The sequence below is a fragment of the Sphingobacterium sp. JUb56 genome, from assembly GCF_014191365.1.
GTDB lineage: Bacteria > Bacteroidota > Bacteroidia > Sphingobacteriales > Sphingobacteriaceae > Sphingobacterium > Sphingobacterium anhuiense.
Window position 1 is genome coordinate 2,385,587 of sequence record NZ_JACHWL010000001.1, and the last position, 25,019, is coordinate 2,410,605.

19 protein-coding genes are annotated in these 25,019 nt (G+C 36.3%); 9 read left to right on the top strand and 10 right to left on the bottom strand.

What is annotated here, in order from left to right:
* Positions 1-320 precede the first annotated feature (320 nt).
* The 9 genes from FHR29_RS09970 to FHR29_RS10010 all read right to left on the bottom strand — a co-directional run bounded on the left by FHR29_RS09970 (position 321) and on the right by FHR29_RS10010 (position 11,449).
* A complete protein-coding gene (locus FHR29_RS09970) occupies positions 321-1,025 on the bottom strand; it encodes an NrtR DNA-binding winged helix domain-containing protein (RefSeq protein WP_183914334.1) in 705 nt (234 codons plus the stop codon).
* A 2-nt stretch (positions 1,026-1,027) separates the two neighbouring features.
* Positions 1,028-1,942, bottom strand: a complete 915-nt coding sequence (locus tag FHR29_RS09975; protein WP_183914336.1) for a hypothetical protein — start codon at positions 1,940-1,942, stop codon at positions 1,028-1,030.
* A 12-nt stretch (positions 1,943-1,954) separates the two neighbouring features.
* Positions 1,955-2,737: an NAD(+) synthase gene (gene nadE, locus FHR29_RS09980; protein ID WP_183914338.1), complete on the bottom strand. Its 783-nt coding sequence runs from the start codon at positions 2,735-2,737 to the stop codon at positions 1,955-1,957.
* Positions 2,727-4,235 (bottom strand): nicotinate phosphoribosyltransferase, encoded by a 1,509-nt coding sequence (locus FHR29_RS09985; protein WP_132841715.1) that lies wholly within the window; start codon positions 4,233-4,235, stop codon positions 2,727-2,729. Before FHR29_RS09985 ends, nadE begins: the two co-directional genes overlap by 11 nt.
* Positions 4,228-5,037, bottom strand: coding sequence for a ribose-phosphate pyrophosphokinase (locus FHR29_RS09990; protein ID WP_183914340.1), 810 nt, complete (start codon positions 5,035-5,037; stop codon positions 4,228-4,230). The genes FHR29_RS09985 and FHR29_RS09990 overlap by 8 nt, the downstream gene beginning before the upstream one ends.
* Positions 5,038-5,607: 570 nt before the next feature.
* Positions 5,608-7,257: a serine hydrolase gene (locus tag FHR29_RS09995; protein ID WP_183914342.1), complete on the bottom strand. Its 1,650-nt coding sequence runs from the start codon at positions 7,255-7,257 to the stop codon at positions 5,608-5,610.
* Positions 7,258-7,356: 99 nt separating this feature from the next.
* Positions 7,357-8,397 (bottom strand): helix-turn-helix domain-containing protein, encoded by a 1,041-nt coding sequence (locus tag FHR29_RS10000; protein ID WP_183914344.1) that lies wholly within the window; start codon positions 8,395-8,397, stop codon positions 7,357-7,359.
* A 569-nt stretch (positions 8,398-8,966) separates the two neighbouring features.
* Positions 8,967-10,532: an ABC transporter permease/substrate-binding protein gene (locus tag FHR29_RS10005; RefSeq protein ID WP_132841708.1), complete on the bottom strand. Its 1,566-nt coding sequence runs from the start codon at positions 10,530-10,532 to the stop codon at positions 8,967-8,969.
* Complete coding sequence (locus FHR29_RS10010; RefSeq protein WP_132771427.1) at positions 10,529-11,449, bottom strand: ABC transporter ATP-binding protein; 921 nt, start codon at positions 11,447-11,449, stop codon at positions 10,529-10,531. The genes FHR29_RS10005 and FHR29_RS10010 overlap by 4 nt, the downstream gene beginning before the upstream one ends.
* Positions 11,450-12,272: 823 nt before the next feature.
* On the opposite strand from FHR29_RS10010, the gene FHR29_RS10015 reads away from it, so the two are divergent.
* The 9 genes from FHR29_RS10015 (at position 12,273) to FHR29_RS10055 (ending at position 23,777) form a co-directional block, all read left to right on the top strand.
* Positions 12,273-12,845: an RNA polymerase sigma-70 factor gene (locus FHR29_RS10015; RefSeq protein ID WP_243655449.1), complete on the top strand. Its 573-nt coding sequence runs from the start codon at positions 12,273-12,275 to the stop codon at positions 12,843-12,845.
* Positions 12,846-12,866: 21 nt separating this feature from the next.
* Positions 12,867-13,469: a hypothetical protein gene (locus FHR29_RS10020; protein ID WP_132841701.1), complete on the top strand. Its 603-nt coding sequence runs from the start codon at positions 12,867-12,869 to the stop codon at positions 13,467-13,469.
* Between the two features lie 9 nt (positions 13,470-13,478).
* Positions 13,479-14,678: a hypothetical protein gene (locus FHR29_RS10025; protein ID WP_183914346.1), complete on the top strand. Its 1,200-nt coding sequence runs from the start codon at positions 13,479-13,481 to the stop codon at positions 14,676-14,678.
* 133 nt (positions 14,679-14,811) lie between these two features.
* Positions 14,812-17,235: a TonB-dependent receptor gene (locus FHR29_RS10030; RefSeq protein ID WP_183914348.1), complete on the top strand. Its 2,424-nt coding sequence runs from the start codon at positions 14,812-14,814 to the stop codon at positions 17,233-17,235.
* A gap of 22 nt (positions 17,236-17,257) precedes the next feature.
* Positions 17,258-18,481 carry a hypothetical protein gene (locus FHR29_RS10035; protein WP_132841696.1) on the top strand — a complete coding sequence of 408 codons (1,224 nt, stop codon included), beginning with the start codon at positions 17,258-17,260 and terminating at the stop codon, positions 18,479-18,481.
* Between the two features lie 85 nt (positions 18,482-18,566).
* Entirely contained in the window at positions 18,567-19,265 is a 699-nt protein-coding gene (locus FHR29_RS10040) for a DUF4198 domain-containing protein (protein ID WP_132841694.1), read from the top strand.
* A gap of 7 nt (positions 19,266-19,272) precedes the next feature.
* Entirely contained in the window at positions 19,273-20,613 is a 1,341-nt protein-coding gene (locus tag FHR29_RS10045; protein WP_132841692.1) for a PepSY domain-containing protein, read from the top strand.
* A 72-nt stretch (positions 20,614-20,685) separates the two neighbouring features.
* Entirely contained in the window at positions 20,686-23,043 is a 2,358-nt protein-coding gene (locus FHR29_RS10050; RefSeq protein ID WP_132771420.1) for a TonB-dependent receptor domain-containing protein, read from the top strand.
* Between the two features lie 344 nt (positions 23,044-23,387).
* Complete coding sequence (locus FHR29_RS10055; RefSeq protein ID WP_132841688.1) at positions 23,388-23,777, top strand: hypothetical protein; 390 nt, start codon at positions 23,388-23,390, stop codon at positions 23,775-23,777.
* 378 nt (positions 23,778-24,155) lie between these two features.
* Here the strand turns inward: FHR29_RS10055 and FHR29_RS10060 are convergent, their stop codons facing one another.
* Complete coding sequence (locus tag FHR29_RS10060; RefSeq protein ID WP_183914356.1) at positions 24,156-24,365, bottom strand: PepSY-like domain-containing protein; 210 nt, start codon at positions 24,363-24,365, stop codon at positions 24,156-24,158.
* Positions 24,366-25,019: the final 654 nt, after the last annotated feature.

Below are 25,019 nucleotides of genomic sequence, written 5' to 3' on the forward strand. Positions count from 1 at the left end.
TCCAGATGTTAAAAAAATATAAATAACCATTTCTCACAACATTGCCTTGACTCACCATATGATTAAAACAATAAATTACTTGTACGCGTTTATCGATTGAGATACTTTTCACCTACCGCTATTATTAACTAATGTAACAAAGTCGGGTTTGATAAAGCCCAAACTGCATCGATATAAATATAGAAAGCCACTCTCGACAGAATAGAATGGCCTTCTATATTTTGTAGGATCTATTTGATGTTCCTAAGCTTTTAGCTCCCTATTACTTCATCTGTATTAGTTCAAATAATCAACATTTGTCATAAAAAAATTGGAATGTTTTAAAGCTCAAAATAGAATCCTGATTCTTTCAGAGATTCGTATTTGTCTCTATCGAAGCTGTAAATCTTGGCCGCACGAGAATGGCGATCTGGCTGCTTTTCGCTATGATCAACTAGCAATCCCATACTCAAAATCTTTTTACGGAAATTGCCCCGATCAATCGCTCTCTGCAGAATGGTTTCATATAGCTTGTGCAGTTCTGGCAATTTGAATTGCTCGGGCAATAATTCAAACCCTACTGGCTGGTAGCGTATCTTTCCTTTCAGACGCTCAATGGCAACGGATAAAATCTGATCGTGATCAAAAGCTAATGCCGTGGCTTCGCCCAAACTGAACCACTTTACTTCTTCAATATCAAGACCTGCCTCAATAAGATAATCGGTGGACTTGACCAAGGCATAATAAGCAATGCTGATAACCCTAAAACGGGGATCTCGATCGACATCTGAAAAAGTATACAGCTGCTCCAAATAGATATCTTCTAGTCCTGCTTCTTCCGCCAGCTTCCGACGGGCACATTCATCAGCAGTCTCTTGTTCTAAAATAAATCCCCCAGGGAATGCCCATTGGCCTAAAAAAGGTTCGATACCACGCTTCGTAAGCAACACTTTGAGTTCTCCGTTACCAAATCCGAAGATGACACAGTCTACTGTGACTGCTGGTCTTGGGTATTCATATGTGAAAGTTTTTTTTGTGCTGGTCATAACTATAAATTAATATCAGTTGATTTACAAATATGAATACCGTATTGCTTCCGAAGTGCTTCGAACTGTTGTTTTGTACTTTCTTCAAATCCGGTAATTGGCGACATACAGTCTTCTAGTATTGTGATACGCGACGTGATCTCCCTATTGTCTGCAAAATATTCCAAAATCTGATTAACAGAGGCTAATACACAGTGACTGGAGGCCTGACCGGCAATGTAAATGGAGTCATACTGGCTTACAGCATTTAGCACTTCAAAATTGATATAATGCTCGGGGTCGTACTCGGCTTTTATGATGCCATACATCTCAGAATAGGGATTTTGCCCTTTGTAAATTAACCGCGGGGCTGTGCTGCGAGCCGCCGCATGAAAGTAGAGCATTTTGGTGAACTGGCTTTCGAGCTTTGCTCCTACCGTCCCTTCTAAACAATGATATGGCCATATACACAAGTTTTTTTTGTTTTCAATTTCCAAATTATGGAGATAATCCATAGAGCGATCATGTTCACCATTGGCCGCTGTCCAGATGCCTTGAACAACATCCTCGTAAGTAATAATGGTAAATGGTGACGGATGGTTGCCTTCGCGATCTATCCACCAAACTGGGTGAAAAACCTGCATCAGGGAATGACAATCTAAGCTACATATAATCTGAGTCAGTGAAGCTATATTATGATACATCCATTTTGTGAGTCGCTGCACATCATCTTTAGACCCCGGCACAGCGAGACTACCGATACTTTCCATAAAGTCGTTTTGCACATCAATAGCTAATAATAGATTCCGTTCCTGATCCTGCGAAGCAGGATTAATATTTTCAGATCGTCCAAGGGCCAGTATATCGGGTATATGTTCTACACTTTTGTAAGAAGCGATATGGTTGACGTCGATAATTTGCTGATACGTGGTATTCATGATACTTAAAAGTTAATCATTAAAAATTGGAACTGCGGCAAACTTATGCGCTGATAAGGCTATACGCTGATCAATTAGCTTATCGATATTTTCATCCCCTGAAGTTCCTGCTAATATAAATGCATCTATTTGACCATATGTCATACCCAGTTCATCCTCATCGGTCTGCCCTTCCCAAAGCCCTGCTGATGGTTTCTTGTCAATAATGGAATCGGGTACTCCGAGGTATCTAGCTAATGTATATACTTCTTGCTTAGTAAGCATACCCAATGGATTAAGGTCTGCTGCGCCATCGCCCCATTTGGTAAAGTAACCCACTGTACCCTCGGCCATATTACCTGTACCGATCACAAATCGGCTTCCAAGCTGCGCTAACTGATAAAGGTAAGTCATGCGAATGCGCGGACGTATATTGGCTTGACTTAAGGCTCGATTGACAGTTGCTGCCTGTCCTAAGAAAGTCACATTGGTGATAGTCAAGGCATCTACGGCTGGTTGGATATCAAAAGTATGATGTGCGAAATTGAACTTCTGAATCAGTTCCAATGCATGCTGTGAACTGCGGGTATTGGTCATATCATTGCCATAGGGCATCATAACCAAATGCGTATCGATTTTGCCCAGATGGCACAGGCAAGCGACAACACTACAATCTATCCCTCCGCTCATACCTAGAACTACTCCTTTACGGTTGGCAGCAGTAACCTGTTGTGCGATCCATGTTGCTATTTTAGTTGCATAGTGTGCGACATTGTCATCATTGATAACAAATGGCTTTTGTAATTTAGTTTCCATATACGCGATTTGATTCTAGTTTTAATAAATTTCTGATCTCGACAAATGTATTGGTGAAAAGGAATTCACCATCGATATAAAAATCTTTCAAAAGATCTCGATCCTTTAATGCTGTTACTGTCTCTGGATTAAGATCATCGATCAAACGATAATCATGGTCTTCAAATATCACTGCCACCATACCTTTTTGCGATTTTTTGAAGTTTCCGGTATCGGTCGCAGGTCGTTTTTGAATGGCTTTAAATTGTCCATCTACTTCTTCTGCTGTTCCTTTCAATGCGAAACCGAAAGTATCACGAGTTACATACTGATAAGTGTACGAACCTATTCCTAAAGCCGTATTAGTCGAAGCAAAACCTTTTTTCATCAATCCGTTGCAGATCTTTTCAGCACGGTCGACCGTAATAGAATCTCCATAAACAACACCGATATGGGGGTCTAATTCTTTGTATCCTTTTGAATTGACAGTACCACCAAAGATTTCAAACAGGCGTTCAACAATTCCTTTACGAATGGTTTCACGATCGGAATCCTCATCGCCACAGATAATATGGATCGGATCTCCGCTATCGGGACGAATCACAACTTTTCCATCTCTGGCAAGGATCAGTTCTTTTAACTGCGGTATAACTTGGTCTACTACGTTCCAAAGGTCGTAGGTATCAGAAACTATTGAAATATTACCACTTGGATAAACTTCAGTGATGAGATGGCGAAATGCTTCAACTTCCCTTTCCCCATATGAACACATAACACTATGTTCTGTTGAGGGTGTATACATCAGAACATCATTGTTTGCGGCGTAGTAAGATTTAAGATAGTTTCTTACAGATAATGTAGCTGATACTGTAAAACTCAAGAGATGCCCTCCTGCTGTCCGGTATGCAGTCTCCGGAGAGCCCATGCCACGCATGGAGAAATCTCCTGCCTGGCTGTGTACTTTTTGAACATCTCCGGTTTTCTCGGCATAAGTGGTCAATAGTCTTTTATACCGGTCTGCTATGGTAGCTGCTGTCATGGGGGACCAAATATAAGCTGAAAGTTGAGTTTCTAAGTACCCCGGTAACCAGAAAAAATCAGGATGGGTATTTTCGATCGTGAACATAGGTACACCTATAGGAACTAAACTTCCCTCCCTCATTGCTTTGACTTTAATAGGCAGATAACCTAGTTGATGTAAAGCACTGATGTGGGCTGAGCTGTGAGTAGCTGCAAAATTAGCATTGGTATTTGCAAAAACATGCTGGATAGCTTCTTCATATTCGGCCACTACTGTTTCTAACGGTTGCTTGAAAAAATACTGATCAAAGGCATGAGTCATTTCTGCCAGTGCTCCCTGCAATCCGAAAAATACGACATGGCTAATACCGTCTATCCGTGACATACGGGGTGTCCAGGTTTCATATACCCAATTGGTTTTGGCCGGATATTGATCTTTGTGGCATAACTTGTAACCGTCTGTCCAAAGGATGGGATTTTTGCTAATCGGATTAAACATAGTTTTCGAGATTAATGGTGATGTATTCTATTTTGGGATGCGTCTCATGCATCATTGATGTGCTGGTAAAGACTTTGTCAATAGGCGAATCTTGATCGAGCAATTTACCGGATAATGCACGGGGTTCACAATGTGTGACAAGAAGATAAACTTCACTGGCTCCCATTTGTTTCAAAATCTGCCCTGCCCAAAGGAAAGTTCCACCTGCGGAACAAAGATCATCCACGATGATGCACTTTGCCCCTTGTGGTATATCGCCCTGTTTAAGAATCATATTTTCAATACGTCCGGTCTGCGGATTACGGGTCTTGTCAAAGACGCAACTATTAGCATACCCTGCATTTTCATACCGTGAAGCTGCCCCTTTGTCTGGAAAAACGATACGGTCGCTATCTGTAAACTGAAGCTTATTTATGATGGACGGCAACCAATCTAATGCTGGATAAATGGCTTCACAATGATGCAACATTTCAGTAGTCTTGGTAGAGTGCGGTTCGACTACATAAACCTTTTCAAAGTTAAGGTCATTGATAAACTCGCAGATATATTGAAGGGTGAAAAGATCACCGTCAATCTTACGGTCCATACGGCTGTAAGGCATGTAATTGATCACTAACCTACAGTTTACCTGTTCCTGTTCAAGCCTTTTCTTAACAAATAAAAGTTTGATGAGGTCACCATCCTCTTGATATGTGAACTGAAGGAAGTTATCTTTTAAGATATACGAATCAAAATCTCTCACTTTGGTTTCTTTATTAGGAAACTGTTCTGTGATTATTGTGTGGGTGTTTAATACGATCATAACTCTCTTTTTACTATTGAGTATATTTTACTCAACAAATATGAGTATTAATTTTTATCTACACAATGTTTCTGAGTATTTTTTACTCAGAAAAAAATATCCTAAATATAAAGAGCTGATAAACAACGTAAATAATATTTGATTATAATAGCTTTGTAAACAAAAAAGCCACATCTCTTGATGTAGCTTTAAAATAAACATATGCATTCAAACCTGATTTACTTGTACGCGTTTATCGATTGAGATACTTTCCACCTACCTCCGTCATTAACAATGTTACGATGTTTCACCGGCTAAAGCCATCCCACTTCATGGTTACTTCAGCGACCATATTATCACTTGATTACTGTACAATAGTGGTGTTTGGCTTACAGCTTAGCTAGTCTCCTTTTTGCTTTTCCAGAAATAAAAGAACTTCAGAATGCTGTTGATTTTGACTCTATCATCAACCTCACAATAACTGATTCTAAATTTTAAAATACGACATCAGTTTTTCAGAAAATGATGTAACCCTAGAGCAGGTCATTTCAAAGTTGGTTTGTTAAAAGTTACAATCTGCGTCTTAGGTAGTTATTTCAACTTAATAAAGTAGACATTGATTGCCCCAAAATTAGTAATACTCAATCCCGTTATTTCATTTTTTTTGTTTCTGTGAAAATTGACTTCCACAGCAAAAGTAATGACTCCTGTAAATTTATCTTTTTCGACTTCTGTTAGCACAGCATCACTCAATCTGTTATGTGACATTGTTAACTTTCCATTGATGACTTTCAATGTGAAAAGTGATGCCAAATCAGAGTTCTGAAATTGACCTTCAAAAACCTTTAAATTCGTTGCGGCAATATATACCGGGCCTTCTTCAACTCTAATTTGAGACTCAATTATCGGCGATCTCTCTTTAAATTTGTCCGATAAATAAAATTCTGCGATGTCCATTCCTGCCTTATATGAAACAAAACTTTCATCATTACTCAAAAGAATGATGGATAATTTATTCTCCTGAAAACGACCGAAATAAGATTTAAAACCAGCATCGCTTCCTGTATGATTATAGACATTAAGACCTTTGTAGTTTCGGATAAACTGACCTTTGGCATGGTAAATATTTTCTCCATCTCTTACTGCTAAAATAGCAGGTTTGCCATTATCTAACAGTGATTTTTCATTGAAAAGATTAATAAAATCAACATCCCCTACTTTAGGATTTTCAAAGTTAGCAGTCCATTTAACTAGATCTTCAACAGTTGTATAAACATTTGTCGGTCCTACGGAAGAACTGTTAAGGTTTCTTTTACTGTATAATCCGTTTGCATTTCCATAAGAATAAGCTCTATTTTTAACTATTTTTTCGTTATCATCATATATTAAGGTATTTTCCATACCTAGTGGATTGAAAATATTTTCTTTCGCAAACCGACTGAAACTTTTTCCCGAAACCCTTTTTACAATTTCAGTAAGCAATGTAAATCCTGTATTACTATACTTAAATTGACTTCCGGGTAAAAAATTCAGTTCTTTTTGTTTCGTTATTATTTTCATTACTTGTTCGGTAGTAATGACATCATCCATTCTCCAACCTGCCAATGTTAACAATGCCCATTGATCTTTTAATCCACTTGTGTGAGAGCATAAATGCTTAATTGTTATTATTTTTTCATAAATCGGCAATTCGGGAATGTATTTCCTTATATCATCATCCAACGAGATTTTACCTTGTTTCTCTAATAAATAAATTGAAAAAGTAGTAAATTGTTTAGAAACAGAACCTATATTAAAAATCGTTTTTGAAGTAATCGGAATATCATATTCAAGGTTAGCGGTCCCATAGCCTTTTTCGAAAATAAGTTTTCCGTCTTGTACAATACCTACTGCAACACCGGCAGTTTTTGAATTGTATTGAGAAAATAAGGAATCAATTTTCTTTTCTGCAGCTGAATTTGTTTGTGCTGACAAATTGCTTGATATACAATATTTGCCATTATTCCCATTTTGAAACCAGTTGACATATTCTGAAATTGGAGCTATCCACAAAGGTTTTTCTTTGTGTCTTAAAAAAAGATTGGCTTCTGCATTAAAAGCCTTACCAATACTTTCAGGTTTATTATAAGATGTACCATTAATATAGTTCTGAATACAATTTTCAATGAGGGACTGTTCTGATTGTGCAAAAGATCCATTTGATAGGATTACAAATAAAATTGCGAAAAAGATTTTTCTCATAAGCTTTGGATTTTAATGATTTAAAAATGTTCCTCAAAAATATATTGCTTAAGTTTCAAATCAGTCCAAGTTTATCATAATGAAGTACGGATGTATATTTTAGGAGTAAAAATTATGTTTTTGATAATTTGAAGGCGTAGTTCCTGTGATTTTTCTAAATGAACTATAAAATGTACTGCTCGAATTAAAGCCAGATTCAAAACCCACAGCATCTATTTTCAACTGAGGGCTTTCAATTAATAATCGTTTTGCTTCATCAATTCGATATTCATTAATAAATTGAGTAAAACTTTTGTTCAAATTATCATTAATTAATTGTGATAGTAATTGAGGTCGAATATTTAATTCTTTTGCTAAAATTGATAAAGTGAGATCAGGGTCAGTATAGATTTTTCTTGTTTCAAAAAGTATATTAATTTTTTCTTGAATTTCCTTTACCAGCTTTTCATCTATTTTGTTGATGTATTTTTCTTTATTAATGACAGGATTTAACGTTTTGTTTTTTGCATAATAAATCAGCATAAACGAAATGTAAAAGCTAAAGGAAAAGGTCAAAGCACCAGAAATATACGACGTATATCTAGATAAAGAATAGGAAAGCCAAATTGCAAAAACACCACAAATAATTGATAATATCCAAGTTTCTTCATAACTAATCTGATGGCGATTGGTCACTAACTTCCTGAAAATTTGTTTAGCCTCATAAATGGATAATACAATAAAAATAAACCACTGAATATTTATAGAGTAATAAATTATTCCTCTCCATACCTCAGAATTATGCTTGTATGGGAAAAGGAATCCAAAAACAGCTACAGCTACTACTAAAAAAATTAGACTATATTTTGCAAAAGAATAATTAAGCTTTTGCAATATTGATTTAACAAAAAAGTACAATAAAGGACCAATTAAAACACAAGCCGACAAACCTATTTGTAAATACGTTTTTGATAACTGTGGATTAAAATTATAAAATATAGATTTTCCGATTCGTGTACTTAGCGATAATAATAGAAGCCCTAAAAATAAATCGGATACAACTTTGTTTCTTTTTAAAAATAAAAAATAAAAGCCCAAAACAAGACTATTAAAAACACCTAAAGCACTTAGAAAAAATAATAGTTGATTGTGAATATTCATTAATTTAAAAATATGCTTTCTTTTCGGAATTGTTTACAGTTGGCCTCAATTTACCTGCTAAAAACGTTCGAGTAATTTTCTTACAATACTACATAAAAATATCAGTACAGTAATTAAATTTTTCACAAACTAAACGTTATTTTTCTGAGCAAAAGAAAATTGGAAACATGATCTCACAACGACCAAAAACTATAAAAATCAATCAATTAACAACATATTTAAGAATAAAAACATACATCCGAATAAGGAGCAGATAAAAGAGGATTTTACGAGTTTGCAGTTAAAACTTTTATACCATTTTTTCAAAATCGATTCACAAACTAATACTAGAGAATGTTTCAAAAAATCAAAACCATTCTCTCATAAAGAAGCAATGCTGCTGATTTTGAACTTATCTTTAAGATAGAGTAAGGCAGTTTTTCCTTTTTTATTTCGGTAGAAAGCAAAAAAAGGAACATTCAATAGAGCGCTGTCCTTTTGAGGGTTTTCCATCTGATGATCAGACAGATCATTATTGGGATCATAGAGGTGAAAATAAAAAATGGATCTTTTAAATTGATTTATTCATATTATTCTTTATCAAAATATTTTTTAAGATCGGATATGCTCTTTATCTGGAGTTCAACAGCATGTTTCCTGCGCATCATTAATGCATAAGAATTGTTAAATCCTAAGGGCCTCAGCCATTGAATTCCATACTGTTTCTGAAATTCAGAATTCACATATTGATAGGTTTCTTCTGGACTTTTTGTAACCTTTTTCAGATCTCCATCTGAGGGCTTTAACAATACCAACAACCCGGTTCCCGTGTATTCAGGATAAAAATCTATTGCATCGTTCATCAATGCATCAAAACAAATCTTAGTTCCTCCCAGTCCCGTTTTGGTCTGCACCTTATAATTCGTATAGCCTTCTATCAGCATTTTATACATTTCGGCAAGAACATACTGCTCGCCAAATATCTTCGAGCCAATGCGCACTGTTCCTGCATTTCCAAGGTTTGATTTTTTATATAACTTATTTTTAATTAAAAAATCTTTCGCAATTTTTTCAGGGGTTTGGTTCAGATAGTCGGATTTGTAATTCAGATCCGTCATAATAGAATCATTAAATTTTCCGGCCAAGAGATTAAGTGTTTCTTCAAGTTCCGGAAACTTTTCCAATGTTTTTGATTTAATAATTGGAGCTGCATAATAAGGCGGAAATATCTTTTTGTTATCTTCCAGAACATATAGATCGAAAGCCTTAATTCTTCCGTCAGTAGAATACCCACTAATCAGATCGAGTTCTTCTTCATAAGCTGCTTTATACATAATGGCATCACTTACAACGACAGGATTTACATTAAGTTCGTAAACAGAACGCAAACCAAGATCTCCATCCTGTCTTCCCATAAATTCCGGCGTAAAACCAGCTGTAATTTTTTGATGGGAAATAGAAGTAACTCCATAGACCACTCCCACCATGATAAGTGATGCAGGAATGATATATTTTAACTTATGAAAGATTCTATATCCGAATTTTTGTACAACAGCAATTGCCTGATCTAGTATAACCGCCATTAGGGCTGCAGGAATTGCACCAGATAAGATCATATTTGTATTATTAAGCGATATTCCGCCAAAGATAAATTCACCAAGACCTCCTGCGGCAACAAATGAAGCCAGAGTGGCAACTCCGACATTAATAACCGCAGCAGTTCTTATTCCTGCAATGATTACAGGCATTGCCAGCGGAAATTCGACCTTAAAAAGAAGCTGACTTTTATTCATCCCCAAAGCTTTTGCAGCTTCAACAACAATCGGACTTACCGTTGTGATTCCTGTATATGTATTACGGATAATGGGCAAAAGCGCGTAAATAAGTAAGGCAATAATAGCTGGTTTTGCACCGATTCCAAAAATAGGAATCATGAAGCCCAATAAGGCAATACTTGGAATTGTCTGTAAAACTCCCGCTAATCCGAGAACAGGAGTTGATAATTTCCTTTTGCGGGCGATTAATATTCCTAAAGGCACACCAATAACAATAGCCAGAAGCAATGAAAGAAAAGTAAGCCCAAGATGCTGTATAATCTGAGTTTGCAGTTTTTCATGCTGCTCCATAATAAACTGCCAGAGACTTTGCTGCATCATACGATCTGTAATTTTCTATAATCATTAAACCCCTTGATCAGATTTTCATAATGTCCGGTGTTTTTATAATCTGAACTTAATTTTTGTAGGGCATTCCAGACGGTTGTCGTTTCTTTGAAATCGAACTCTTCTAATCTATTTTCAGGTTCCATATAGCCTAAAACATCTTTTAAAGTGGCTATTTTGTATTCCAATAAAAGATGGTTTTCAGCAAAAAAATCATGAACAAAGTCATTTCTTGAATGATACAGCATTTCTTTTGGGGTTCCTGTCTGAATAATTTTCCCTTTATCCATCAGACATATTCGATGTCCTAATTCAAATGCTTCCTGTACATCATGCGTGACTAGAATAATAGTTTTATTCTTAAGTTCTTCTAGGGATTTAAATGCTGCATGAATATCGGCTTTTGTAATATTATCTAATGCTCCGAAAGGTTCATCCATAAGCAAAACAGGAGTATTTGCGATGAGTGCTCGGGCAATTCCTACTCTTTGCTGCTGTCCACCACTCAGTTCGCCGGGAAACCGTGAAAGCATGTCTTCGGAAAGATGAAGTTTATATAAAAGCTCCGCCATTCGATTTTGGATCTTTCTTTTATCCCATTTTAATAATTTGGGGACAATAGCAATATTCTGTTGAACGGTATAATGAGGAAAGAGCCCGGAATGCTGCATAACAAAACCTATTCCCATCCTTAAATCTTCAATTTTCCGATCACGGATATTCTGACCATTAATTAAGATATCTCCCGAATCGGCCTCTATAAGGCGGTTGATCATTTTTAGCGTTGTTGTTTTTCCGCAACCACTCGTTCCTAGAAGCACCAGAATCTCATGATCATAAGCCTGAAAAGAAATTTGATCAACGGCAGGCTTTCCGTTAAAGCTCTTTGAAACCGATTCTACTGTAATCATAGGTACATTACTGAATTAGTTGTATGTCTGTGAACTGTCATTTCAGACTGGTTTGGAAAAACTTTCAATTTATTATTACTGCTGTTTCCTCGTGATGTGATTTCAGAAGTCATCTTATTAATGATTTATCTAGCGCAGATTCAAAATCTTTTCTAAATGCCGAAAAATCTCGACAATATACCGATGATAAAGCATTAATTAATAAAATAAGGATTACAAATTTTAACTTCATTATTAAAACAGTTAGGATCAAATAATCTATTATATAACAATTTACATATATTTTATCACTTTTACTATGATAATTTCATAATGTTTTAATATAACATAAAAGCCACATCTCAACATATTGTCTTAACTAAACATATGAATTCAAAATTTATTTACTTATAAGAATTAACAGTAAGATACTCTCCTGTTATCGCTATTATTGACTAAAGTCGCATGGTCCGTCTTGGTAAAGTCATCAAAACAGCATGATTAGTATGGCTGCCATATAATCAGCTGATTGCTGAACAATGATGGTATTTATTTTACAGTTCAACTGCTCACCTTTTTATTTTTTCAAAAACAAGATGGCCTCTGAACGGTTATTAATTTTAATTTCCGATGTCTGTACTTTTTGGGTAAAGTCAAATGTAAACAACTACTATCCTGCTTTCATAACCAACATAATGGTAAATACATTGTTCTACTCTTGTCCGAGGGAATAGAATTAATCACTATAATTCAGAACGTTTGATAATAATCAAAGCCGATAATGCAAAATTACTTCAACAAAGCATAGACTTCTATTTGTAATAAGTCTAAATAGAACGTATATTTGAACGCTTTGAATACCTCAGTACATAAAATAGAGATTAACAAAAGACGATTTGAAGAGTTGTTCCAATTGTATTGGAAGAGGATGTATTCATTTGCCCTCAAAAGCCTTGGAGACGAGGATGATGCCAAGGAGATCGTTCAGGAGGTTTTTAAATCACTGTGGGAAAGAAGGCAGCATCTTCAATTGCAAGATGCCGAACGCTATCTATTGCGTTCAGTAAAATTAAAATCGCTGGAATTTCTAAGAAATAAAGGGAATAAGGAGCGGCATCATGACTTGATTTCAAACAGTAAAAGTGAATTGTACGAGGATAATAATCTGTATTACAAAGAACTTAAAAATCATTTAGATAATGCGGTGGACTCATTGCCAACGCAATGCAAAAATGTTTATAAACTGAGTCGCGACGAAGGATTGACCAATAAAGAAATAGCAAATAACTTATTAATTTCAGAACGGGCGGTCGAATATCATATCAGCAGGGCATTAGCTGTTATTAAGATCAGACTTAAAAAATATTGCAATATCAACATTGCTCGATTTCTATTAATTTCTTTTTTGTACTTTTGAATGTATTCGGATTATCAAAAAATGGAAATCAACCAAGAAATACTAAAAAAATATGCTTCTGGGCAATGTTCAGAGGCGGACAAGCATTTAGTCGAAAAATGGTTGAATAATGATTCCTGGGATAGCATCTCGGAAAGCAATCATGCAAATGAAGAAGTTGGATCTGCGATATGGGATAAAATCATTACAGATGCTACTTTAAACAGGAAAATAAAGTGGGGAAAAATTGCAGCAGCGGCGGCGGTCGTTTTTGCGTTGGGTTGTTCTATTTTTTATCTTACCCACCCTTCTTTGGATAATCATACTTTTACAAATACATCTGTTGAAAATAGTAAGTTCTTTATCGAAGACCATTACGATGTGCAGTTAAGTAAGAATAGTACCGCTAATATTAATCTCGTCAATAGAACACTGACTTTTTCGGGAGACTTTATCTTAAAACCTAAAAGAGATTTCGAACTACTGGACAGTAATCATAATATGTTAGTATTTAAAGCTGGAAGAGAATATTTTGTGTCTGATTCTCCAGATTTTGGTAAAATCGTGGCGTTTCAAAAAAGTGATCTGGCTTTTTTACCATCAAATATGCAAATTAAAATCAGAGAACAATTTCAAAGCATTTAATACACAAGCATGAAGCGATTATTAGTGTTGTTTTTCCTTGTAACTTTCATTTTTTCTTGTAAACAAACTCCTGAAAAAAATATAGATCCCAATTTTGTCTTTTGCCTGTTCAACAAAGATGAAAGTCCAACAAGCTTTTTGTTTTCTGAAAATTTAGATGATACAGATAGCCCAACTCTTCAAATCCCACTTTCTACCGCCCGTATACAAGAGCGAGAATATATTTATAAAAACGGCTTCTTTTATCGATTATCAAGTAGAACAAGTGTTTTTACTAAATATCAATTGCAGGGTTCATCCTTAGTTGTTATAGACAGCCTACCATTAAAGAACAGTGATTTTGAAACCATAACATGGAAAGATAATAATAATCTAATTGCAGTTTGCAGAGAAGATCTTGCGGAAAAAAAATCTCAAGCCCACGTCTATCAGATCGATGTTGCCGCTATGAAAATCATAAAAGAAGATACACTTGTCTTACCTTTTGCGACAGAAGAATACAAGTCACTACATCTCGGTCTTGTCGATGTTGAAAATGAAGATCTTTGGTTGGCCTACTCCTTTTTTAAAGCTACTGGAAAATACGGACATACAACCTCCGATACAACCTATTACGCAACCATAAAATACGACAGCTTTAAACTTGTAAATATTCAGAAAGAAACCCGTTCAACTTATCCTGGAGGCTTCAATATCATACAATCCTATAGTTTTAAAGATGAACAGGGTGATTACTATTTTATGACTAACCCGGGTATAGCCCTAGGTAATAACCCCAATTTGCCAACAGCTATCTTCAGAAAAAATAAAGGGCAGCAGCTAGTCGATCAAGACTATATGATCAATATTTCGAAGATAATCGGAAATCACGCTTACGGGATATGGTACGTTGGCAATGGAAGGGCTATTATCCGTAATGAGCAAAAGAAACTGTATACAGATTTCTCTAATTTTCATGCTGTCTATCAGTTTGAATATCGATTAGTGGATTTAAAATCCGGTTCCATTGAGAAAATCGACCTTCCATTGGATAAAGGTACGCAGAAAGAAAATGTCTGGACTGACAAAAAATTCGTATATATAGCCATAGATGATTCAAATGACGAACATCGCGTTTGGAAATATAACCTGCAGACAAAAGAAATTTCGAAAGGTATCAAACTTCCAAATACGACGAACTTTACCGTCCGTATGAATTATTTGAAGTAATAATACATTTCCGTATTAAAAAAATAAACCTCATAATCAACCACTTGTATATTTTTTAAAAAAATAACGAATATCAACATTCGGTAATTGATAAGTATAGGCAACCCTCTTATATATACTTAATCTAAATAAAATGTTGAAGTCAACATCTACTTTTGTACTGTTATTCATTTTTACTGTATTTACTCAGGCACAAACCTCCAAAAAGAATGCTATTTCAGGTTTTGTCAAAGATAACTTTGGAAAACCGATTGTAGGAGCCACCATACTTCTTAAAGATCAACCCATGGGTACCTCGTCAGGTGTAGACGGATATTATAAATTACAGACAACAGTATCTAATGAAGCCATTATACGCGTGACCGCAGTTGGATATAGACCTCAAGAAAGAACCTTAGACAATAAATTAATACAGGATTTTCAGCTTAAAGAAGATCACAATTATATCGATGAAGTTACTATATCCGCACGTGGAAAAACTGAAAATGAGCATCAAGTAGCATCGATAAAGCGTTCAGGATTCAATGTGAGCGTCATTGATATGAACAAGCATGCCAATGAAGCCGCAAATTTAACCCAAGTTTTGAAAAGAGCCACTGGAGTAACGATACGTGAAGATGGTGGATTGGGATCCAATTTTATATTTCGGATCAATGGATTAGATCCAAAAATTTACATCGACGGTGTCCCCATGGAGAACTTTGGTACATCAATGTCTTTAAATAATATCCCCGTCAATCTTATAGACCGTGTTGAAGTTTATAAGGGTGTAGTACCTGCATTTTTAGGTTCTGATGCCTTAGGCGGTGCCGTCAATATCATTACCAAACGTCGCGCAAGACCTTATTTGGACCTCAGTTATTCGCTTGGCTCCTTAAATACACATCAAGCCGCAGTAGTGGGTACATTTACCAATCCGAAAAGCAAACTATCACTCCGAATGAATGCATTTTACAATCATTCTGACAATGATTATACCATGTACACAGCAGAAAAGTACAATGTTATTTTAGAAAAGACTGTCGATAATAAATTTGTTCCCGTGCCTAAAGTCAAGCGATTTAACGATGCTTACACTTCTGCCATGGGACAGTTAGAAGCTGGTTTCAGGGATGTATCTTGGGTTGATCAATTTTATGCAGGTCTGACTTATTCCCAAAATCATAAAGAGAACCAACTAGGAGCTTCCATTAACAAGGTGTATGGCGGATCATGGTCTGAAAGTAACTATTTGATGCCAACCCTGAGTTACAAAAAAAACAATTTCGTTGTAAACCGTCTTTACGCCGACGTTTTCACAAGTTATAGTTACGACACTCGATATGTAAGAGATACCGCATTGTATAATTACGACTGGTCTGGAGGTTGGATATCAAATCAAATCGGTACAACGCCCAACCCGCAGAAAGATGTAAAGTATAATTTGTCGAATTACTTAGCGCGGGTCAATTTAAACTACGATTTTGATGAAGCCCGCAATCAAAGTTTAAACTTCAACTACAACTTTAACAGCAACAACCAAAAAGAATATGATAGAATCGGGAACTACGACCGATCTGGATTACCATCGTATTTGGGAAGACATATTTTAGGTTTATCATGGCAAAACCAATGGTTTGATAAACGATTATCAAATGTTTTAGCGATAAAATATTATCGATTAGATGCATCCAAAGATATTGATGAACGAAAATTTGATGGAAATAACGAGTTGCTAAGTGGAGACATCATTCATCAAAAAAAACAAGGCAGTTATTATAGCATGAGTATTGCCACAAGGTATAGAATCACAAAAGATGGTGGATGGAAGCTGTCGTATGAAAGAGCATATAACTTACCATCCATGACGGGCCTTTTTGGCGACGGCCAAAATATTACGTCAAATTGGGATTTAAAACCTGAACGCAGCGATAATATCAACACCGGATTTTACTACAATACTTTCATCAACCAGGATCATTTTATCAATGTAGATGTAACGGGTTTCTACAGATTAGCAGATCATTATATTAACACCCGCGCCGTTACACAGAATGGAAACGATTATTTTCAATATTACAACGTTGATGGTGTCAAGCTCTATGGCTTTGAAGCTGAAGTGAAATATGGATTTAAGGATCTTTTTGCTATTACGCTCAATGGCTCTTACGATAAAGCCATCGACAATGCAAAATACACAGATGATTCCGGTAATCAACAGGTCAGCTTAAATTATGGCCACCAACTTGCCAATCGACCATGGATCTATGGAAACGTAGATGTAAGCCTTATCCAGAATAACTGGTTTCAAAAAGGAAGCAGAATACAATTATCCTATTTACATCAATATTCCAACTGGTTTTACCTTACAGAAGCATACCTCGGTTCTCTTGAATCCAAAGATCATATTCCGTCTCAAAATATCCATTCCGCTGTACTTAGCTATGCTTGGGATCGTAATAAATACAACGTATCCTTTGAAGCCAGAAACCTGACAGATGAAAGAGCATACGACAACTTTCGCCTCCAAAAGCCTGGACGGGCATTTTATGTCAAGCTGAGATTATCAATCATGTAAAAACAATAAATACATATTTTTTATGAAAATCAACAAATTCGCCATCGCAATATTCGCTGCGACAGTATTATTTTCTTCTTGTAAGAAGTCTCCGGAAATCACCAGCCCTGAAAAGCCAACACAGAATTCAAATAGCTTATATAGTATATGGGTGACGACCGCATCGGGTTCTTCCTATCTGCTCACTGCAGACAATTTGATGAAAGATACTCTATTGACTCCCAACAACAATCAAGGAATCGATATTACGTCTCACCTTCCCGCATCTTTTTATGCTATTTACGCCTATGCCTATGAAGGGAAATACTATATATCCAATGATGGTACAAGGTTTAGTCAATTTGAAATCCTAAATAGCAAATCCTGGAAAGAGACCAATAACTATGCCTTCCCTGGAAATTTTTATTTAGGAAAAGTTTTAAAAGATATCAGTACAAAAGATGAAATGGTCGTCACTAAAACGGCCGGTGTTACGAATAAAGAGAAAAATGTACTGGAACAACCCATCTACTTTATGAATGTCAACAACATGACCATCAATAAGACAGTGGGTGTGGAAATACCAATGATCAAATTTAATCCTAAAACTCCAGAAGGAAAAGATCATAACCCCTATATCGTACCGACAAGCTTCACGCAAAGAGGTGACAAATTATTTGTTGGTCACAAATATAGAAGTAATGAGACACGTCAGGATATCATCGATACAGCATACATGTATGTTTGCGATTACCCAAGTTTGGCCAATGGTAAAATTATAAAAGATGGACGCGGTGGCTTTACCGCTGGACACTGGGAGGTACAAACACTGTCTTTCACAGACGATAATAACGACCTGTATATCGTAACTAAAAAAACCAATGTGGCTACCTATGCTCTTTTACGTATTAAATCGGGCGAAACGACCTTCGATCCAACTTATTTCTTTGATTTAAAAGATTATAATGTATTCAAAAATAGTACTGCACAGGTACAAAAATTAGGAAACGGTAAAGTTTATATCAGTCCATATGTCATAGATCCTTCAAACAAAAAAGTTATTGCGGATCTAAGAATTCTAGTTGGTGGCGGTGAATCAAAAACAACAATGAATTTTATGGAGAATGGTAAACTGTACGATGTATTCAAAACAGACGAATCGAAATGGTTTGTATATGAATACGATCCGGCTAATAATTCCGTAAAACGTGGCGCCGAGATCGACCCGGGAATTACGCAAGTTTATCATCTGAATAAACTCAAATAAAATTAAACACCTTTTAAGAAATACCGAGGAGGTATCACATTCCGGCTCGGTATTTCTCTATTCAAAAACCCGAAAGTTAAACTATATGAAAAAATTAATATTCACACTCCTCTCCTTTTTTATCGTTCTATCGGCTTCGGCACATGCGGTATTTATTGAAACCTCACTAAAGGGCATTCAAGGAAAATCCCACGCTATAAAAATAGTCTATGGCGAACCTGATGAACATGAAGTCATCTCCAAATGGTGGTGGTACAAAGCAGGTATGGAAATTACATTGACACTGATTAAACCGGATGGCAGCACCTCGTCTTTAATCACTACAGCACAGGATGATCACCTTTTGACGTCATTCATTCCTGACCAAGACGGCGTGTATCATGTTTCTCTAAAAAGAGATACTGAAAGGAAGAAAGGCGCTAAAACACAATATCAGATCAATGCAATAGCAACCATTCAAGTCGGAAATTCCACCATTGGCAATACAGCAACGCACCTTGATAATGAGTTATTTGTCTTCGCTGAACAAACTGCATTTAAAAATAAAAAAGAAGTCACTCTGACTTTATTCCAAAAAGGCAAGCCTGCATCCAATACCGCGGTTCAAATCATTGCACCGAGTGGCTGGATTAAATGGCTGGAAACAGATGAGCAAGGTCGAGTCAAATTTACTCCCGAATGGAAAGGCAAATATTATGCTGAAGTCTCTAAAAGAGAAAAAGTAACAGGACAGGATTTTGAAGAGTACAGCCGAACGAGTTCGATGAGCTTTGCTGTAAAATAAATTGAGGATGGCTGTAAGAAAGAGGAAAAACACGTCGATATTTCGATTGGTTAATAATTGGCTACACCTTTGGCTGGGATTAATTTCCGGGATTATTGTCTTTGTCATCTGCTTGATGGCTTGCCTCTGGGTTTTCAATCATGAAATCACAGATCTTGCCATTCCGAAAAAAGAAAGACAATATATCCTTGCTTCCAGCCAATCGTTGATTGCTCCATCGCGCATTTTTAGTCTTGCGGACTCACTCTATCCAAATACTGTTGTACGAGGTATTACTTATACAAGAGATCACCCCGTTTCCTTTACCATTCATGTAAAAGACAAAGACGATACTAAAAAAACACAACCGCAGGTGCACTTATTACACCCTTACACTGGTAAATACTTAGGCCTGCAAATGGAGGATAATTCGGAAGAAGCACAGTTAAGAAAAAAATTAAATAGCTTTTTTGCTTGGACACTCAGTGGACACCGATTTCTCTGGCTACCGAGAGATATTGGACGTCCAATTGTCAATTATGCGACGCTGATATTCAGTCTGACGTTAATCACAGGGTTGGTGTGGTGGTATCCAAAAAAATGGACAAAATCCACACGTGAGAAAAGCTTCCGGATCAAGTGGAGGGCCGGCTGGAAAAGAGTCAACTTGGATCTCCATAATGTAGTTGGTTTTTATTCTTTCCTTTTGGTTCTATTACTGGCTGTAACCGGTATGTATTATGGTCTAGAATGGTTCAATAGAGCACTATATTGGTCTACAAACTGGGGAAAGCCTTTAGCTGAACGGACATCTGTTCATTCAGATTCAACGAAGATTGATCAATTGGCGCACTTTCCAAAAGCTTTTGATCGAGAAATCCGAACTATACTTACGCAATATAAAGATCCACATTATTTGACAATCACCTATCCGGATACCTTAAAAAAAGATGCCACGATTTCAGTATACATTAGAAATGATATGGATAGGCAGTACAACAATCGCTATTATTCATTCGACCAGTATACGGGCACATTTTTACCGAACAATATTTCGCTATTTAATAAGGATTTTTATGAACTCCATGCAGGTGAAAAATTTAGAAGACTCAATTATGATATCCATGTTGGTTCCATCTGGGGGTTTCCCACGAAAGTGTTAGCATTTATTCTGACCTTCATCGCTGGCTCCTTACCAATTACAGGTTTTATAATCTGGTACAACCGGAAATGGGGAAAGAAAAAAGGGCGTAATAAACCTTTAAAAGGAACAGTTGCCCATGACGCTATGCAAGTTCAAAATACGGAAGCAGATGCAACGATTAGAAAAAAGTCGATACGTTTTCGGCCAAAAACCACCAAAACATAGGCTTCCTAATCATCACTATTTAATTTATGCTTAAGAGGGTTCTTTCTTTAGAAAGAACAAGAGATACTATTTATGAAGAGATCTACATTATTAACGATTCTGCTTTCAAGTTCTTCTATGGGACTCGTAGCACAGACGAAGGTGTCTGGAAAAATATTTGACAAAGATGGACATTCAATTAAAGGAGCTACAGCAAGTCTTTTACGTTTACCCGATTCGGCATTAATCATGCAGGCAGATGCGGCAAAGGATGGATCATTTCAATTGCATGCGACCAAGAATGGCGATTATGTGATTCGTTACAGTTCCGTTGGCTACACGACGATGAACAGTAAAATGTACAAACTGTCGGGAACAGATCAGACAATAGTACCCGCTTTTTTACAACCGTCCGAACATAGGATGGAAACCGTCCAGGTGATCGGAAAGCAAGCCAGTGTACGGCAGTATGCCGATAAGATGGTTGTTGATGTCGAAGGAAGTGTATTGGCTGAAGGAAACAATGTCCTCGAGCTCCTCGAAAAGACCCCTGGTCTTGTCTCTGACGGAAAAGGGAATTTTTCAATTCAAGGCCGTGCCGGTGCTAATGTGCGTATCAATGGCCGCGACATGTATGTATCTGGAGAACAGCTCGCGAGTATCTTGCGTGGACTTCAGGCATCTGAAGTTTCAAAATTGGAGTTGATCAGCAATCCTTCGGCTCGTGAAGATGCTTCGGGAACAGCAGGGATTATTAATATCGTGACCAAGCGAAATACAAAGGTAGGCTTTGGTGGGGATGCTTTTGTCCGGGCTGGACAAGGGCGAGCGTTTTATGGTGGTTTTGGAGGAGGACTGCATTATAAGGTCAATGGTCTCGATATGTACATTCAGGGCAATAAGAGTTATGACCGCAGCAATAGTCACAATCTGACCGAAAGAAGCTTTTTTGATCAAGGAAACTTAACTTCCTTTCAACGGCAACAAGAAAACAAAAAACTCGATGACGCCGCTTTTCATAGCGTTCGGGCAGGCGCAAAATATGAATTTTCCGATGGCGGAATCCTTGATGGAAGTGTGCACTGGATGAGGGGTAATTATAAGCCATACGCATCCATCGAGATGGATAGCTGGAATTATCCGGAAAACATACAAACTGAACGCGCAGTTAGCAATAATCATTTTGATGAGTCTTTCAAGAATTGGACATTTAATATTAATTATGTCAACAAATACGAGGGTGAAGATCACTTTTTAAAATTTAATTTTGACTTCGCTCCTCACGGTAATGACTATAATAATCGCTTTGAAACAGAGAAATTCAATTTACTAACGGATCAAAAAACCGCTATCGGACGGACCAATGTACAGGATTTGAGTAATACGACATATTCCGGAAGATTAGATTATAGTAAACCACTAACTGATTCGAGTAAAATTGAACTTGGCTGGAAGGGGACGTACTTTTTTATCAATAACGATGTGGTCAATACCCTACTGGATAAGGGTTCATGGATACGCGATCATGCCACTTCAAACCGTTTTCAATATACACAACACATTGAAGCCCTATATGCCATCTACTCTGGTAAATTCAAGAAGATCGAATATCAAGCTGGCCTCCGTGGTGAATATACATTTATTAATGCCAATCAAGTCACCTTGAATAAGAAAAATGATCAGCGCTATTTTGACCTATTCCCAAGCGGATCGTTGTTGTACCACTTGAATGACAAAAACACATTAAGAACATCATTCAGCAGTCGTATTGAACGACCGGGCGATCACGACATCAATATCTTTCGGATCTATGAAGATGCTTATAGTTACAATGAAGGGAATCCAGATTTAAAACCGGAGAAGAGTTACATCACTGAAATAGGTCATGGGTATAAAAATAAATTATTCACCACATTAGGCGTTTCCTATGGACGTGACATCATCAACTGGATTGTTCGTCAAGGTGATCAAGTTGGAGAAAATTTATCGAGACCCGAGAATATTGGACGTTATCTGAATTATAGCGCAAGTATCATGTACAATCAGACATTACGTACATGGTGGACAGCAAGTCATTACATCAATACATTTTACAATAACTATTCTGGTGAAATTGGAACGATTAACCTAGATTCAAAAGGATCCAGCTGGACAGCCAATAGCCGTCACACACTTCAATTCAAATATGGTCTCCGCGCTGAAATAGCAGCTTACTATCGGTCAGGAGTTACAACAGGACCTTCAAGAACTGACAAAAGGTATGGTTTAGATTTGGCGGCAGAAAAGAAAATGTTCGGAGAGCGGGGTATGATTAAGCTGACCGCAAATGGCTTACTTAGAAATGCTAACCCTCAGCTGGTAAGTGAATATGGGAACCTAAAAGTATTTTATTCAGATTTTCCAGATAATAGAAAAGTGTTACTGTCATTGAGCTACCGGTTTGGTAATTAAAAAACAATAACCGAAATGTTATACTATTACGTCAAGGTAGCACGGATCTTGTCAAATTCGCCATTCTTAAGGCGCTATTTGACCAGGTCCGTTATTGATCGACTCCTGACCATGGCTGGACAATAATTCATTTCAAAAATTTTAGGAAAAGAAAAAATCTGCTCATTAAAAATAGAAACAAATCAATTTGGGAACAAGATATTTGTTTGGTATCTTAGGTATACGCTTTACTACATGGACAAGTCACAGAATCATTGCAGTGCAGTGCAATTCAAAAACAACAACATAGTAAATTACGTTTCAGTAAATTGTTAAAATATTTTAAGCACTTGATAAAAAATAATATGGAAAAATTTTTAGGAGTAGACGGACAATATCACTCAGAAGGATCTTTTCTTGGAACAGATGGTAAATATCATCCAGAAGGATCTTTCCTAGGAACGGATGGACAATACCACCCAGAAGGATCTTTCCTTGGAACTGATGAAAAATATCACCCAAAAGGATCTTTTCTCGGAACGGATGGACAATATCACCCAGAGGGATTCTTTCTTGGAAAGGATGGACAATATCACCCAGAAGGTTTTTTTCTTGGAACGGATGGACAATATCACCCAGAAGGTTCTTTCCTAGGAACTGATGGTAAATATTACCCAGAAGGAAGTTTCATTGGAGCTGATGGTAAATATCATCCAAAAGGATCTTCCCTTGGAGCAGATGGAGAATACCATTAATTTGACTTTTAATTCTTGGATGAAATTAGGTAATATGCCCCATTTCATGCACTTGATAAGTCCTTTTAAATAATTTTAGGATAATCCATTCTAATTCACTGATCAAAAGTTTAAGAAATAATACGCATCGAAGATTTACTCTTTAGACATGATTCGTATAGAATTTTAAGACATACACTATTTAAAGTAGGTAAATGGTATAAGAATAACAATTGAAAAAAAGTCTTAATTCAATAGAGAGAATTTTGGTCAGATACGTAGCAATACTATAGAGAAAAATAATGGCAATTATAGTCCTGAAGAAAACAATAATACCTGAAATTACAGTGTCGAATATCATGATTCGACACTGTCGCTATCCCTAGTCGAGGCAACTCCCTAATTAATTGCTTTTACAAATTGCCCTTTGAAATCAAAAATAAGATTCGCTCCTCCTCTAATATCTATTTTGTAATTCTTATCTTCTCTTTCAATAAATTCAACCTGGCTTGCAGGATAATTTAGTATAATGTAAGACAAAATATTTTTTCTGACATCCTGTGCAGAAAATTTTCCTTCTAGTCCGTTTATTAAATTCCAATTAACCATATCATTTAAGTTTTAAAATGTTAAATATTATGATGACTGTCTAATTATATTATCTAATTTCCAAGCTTCATCTTTTATATTAACCTAAAGCTAAATAGCAATTTGGGAAAGAATTAGGAAAAATCATAATTATGGCCAATCATGGTATTATTTCAGAAGTCATTAAATAAAATGATCGGTTGGATTAAAATTAGGAGAAGCTGTAAGAATGGTATAAAATATACAAGGTTATTTTTATTAAATGGCTTTGTGTGTTTTTAGTATGAATTGGAATTTATATTTCATTTTGAAGTAGTCAATAATTAAACTAGATAAAATACAATCTACAGGTGAGATTCAAACAATCCGACAAGCTTCAGCAATATTCGCCAACTCACCCTCTTGATGTACTGAAGCAATTTTTGATTCATCTGTAGGCTATAAATCGTCCCTCATCTATAACACTTAGACTTACATGTTAATAACCTGATGAATAAAGGTAATGGGAAGATAAAATTATGCGGACTTTTTGATCGCGAAAAACTAAGACTATGTCTAATTCATAAAGATTGTATGTGTCGCGATTTTACGACAAATCTTAATGAATATTGTGATATTTTACTAACTGGTAAAAGTGATTTAGATTATTAACTTTGACAAATATTTGATATTCAA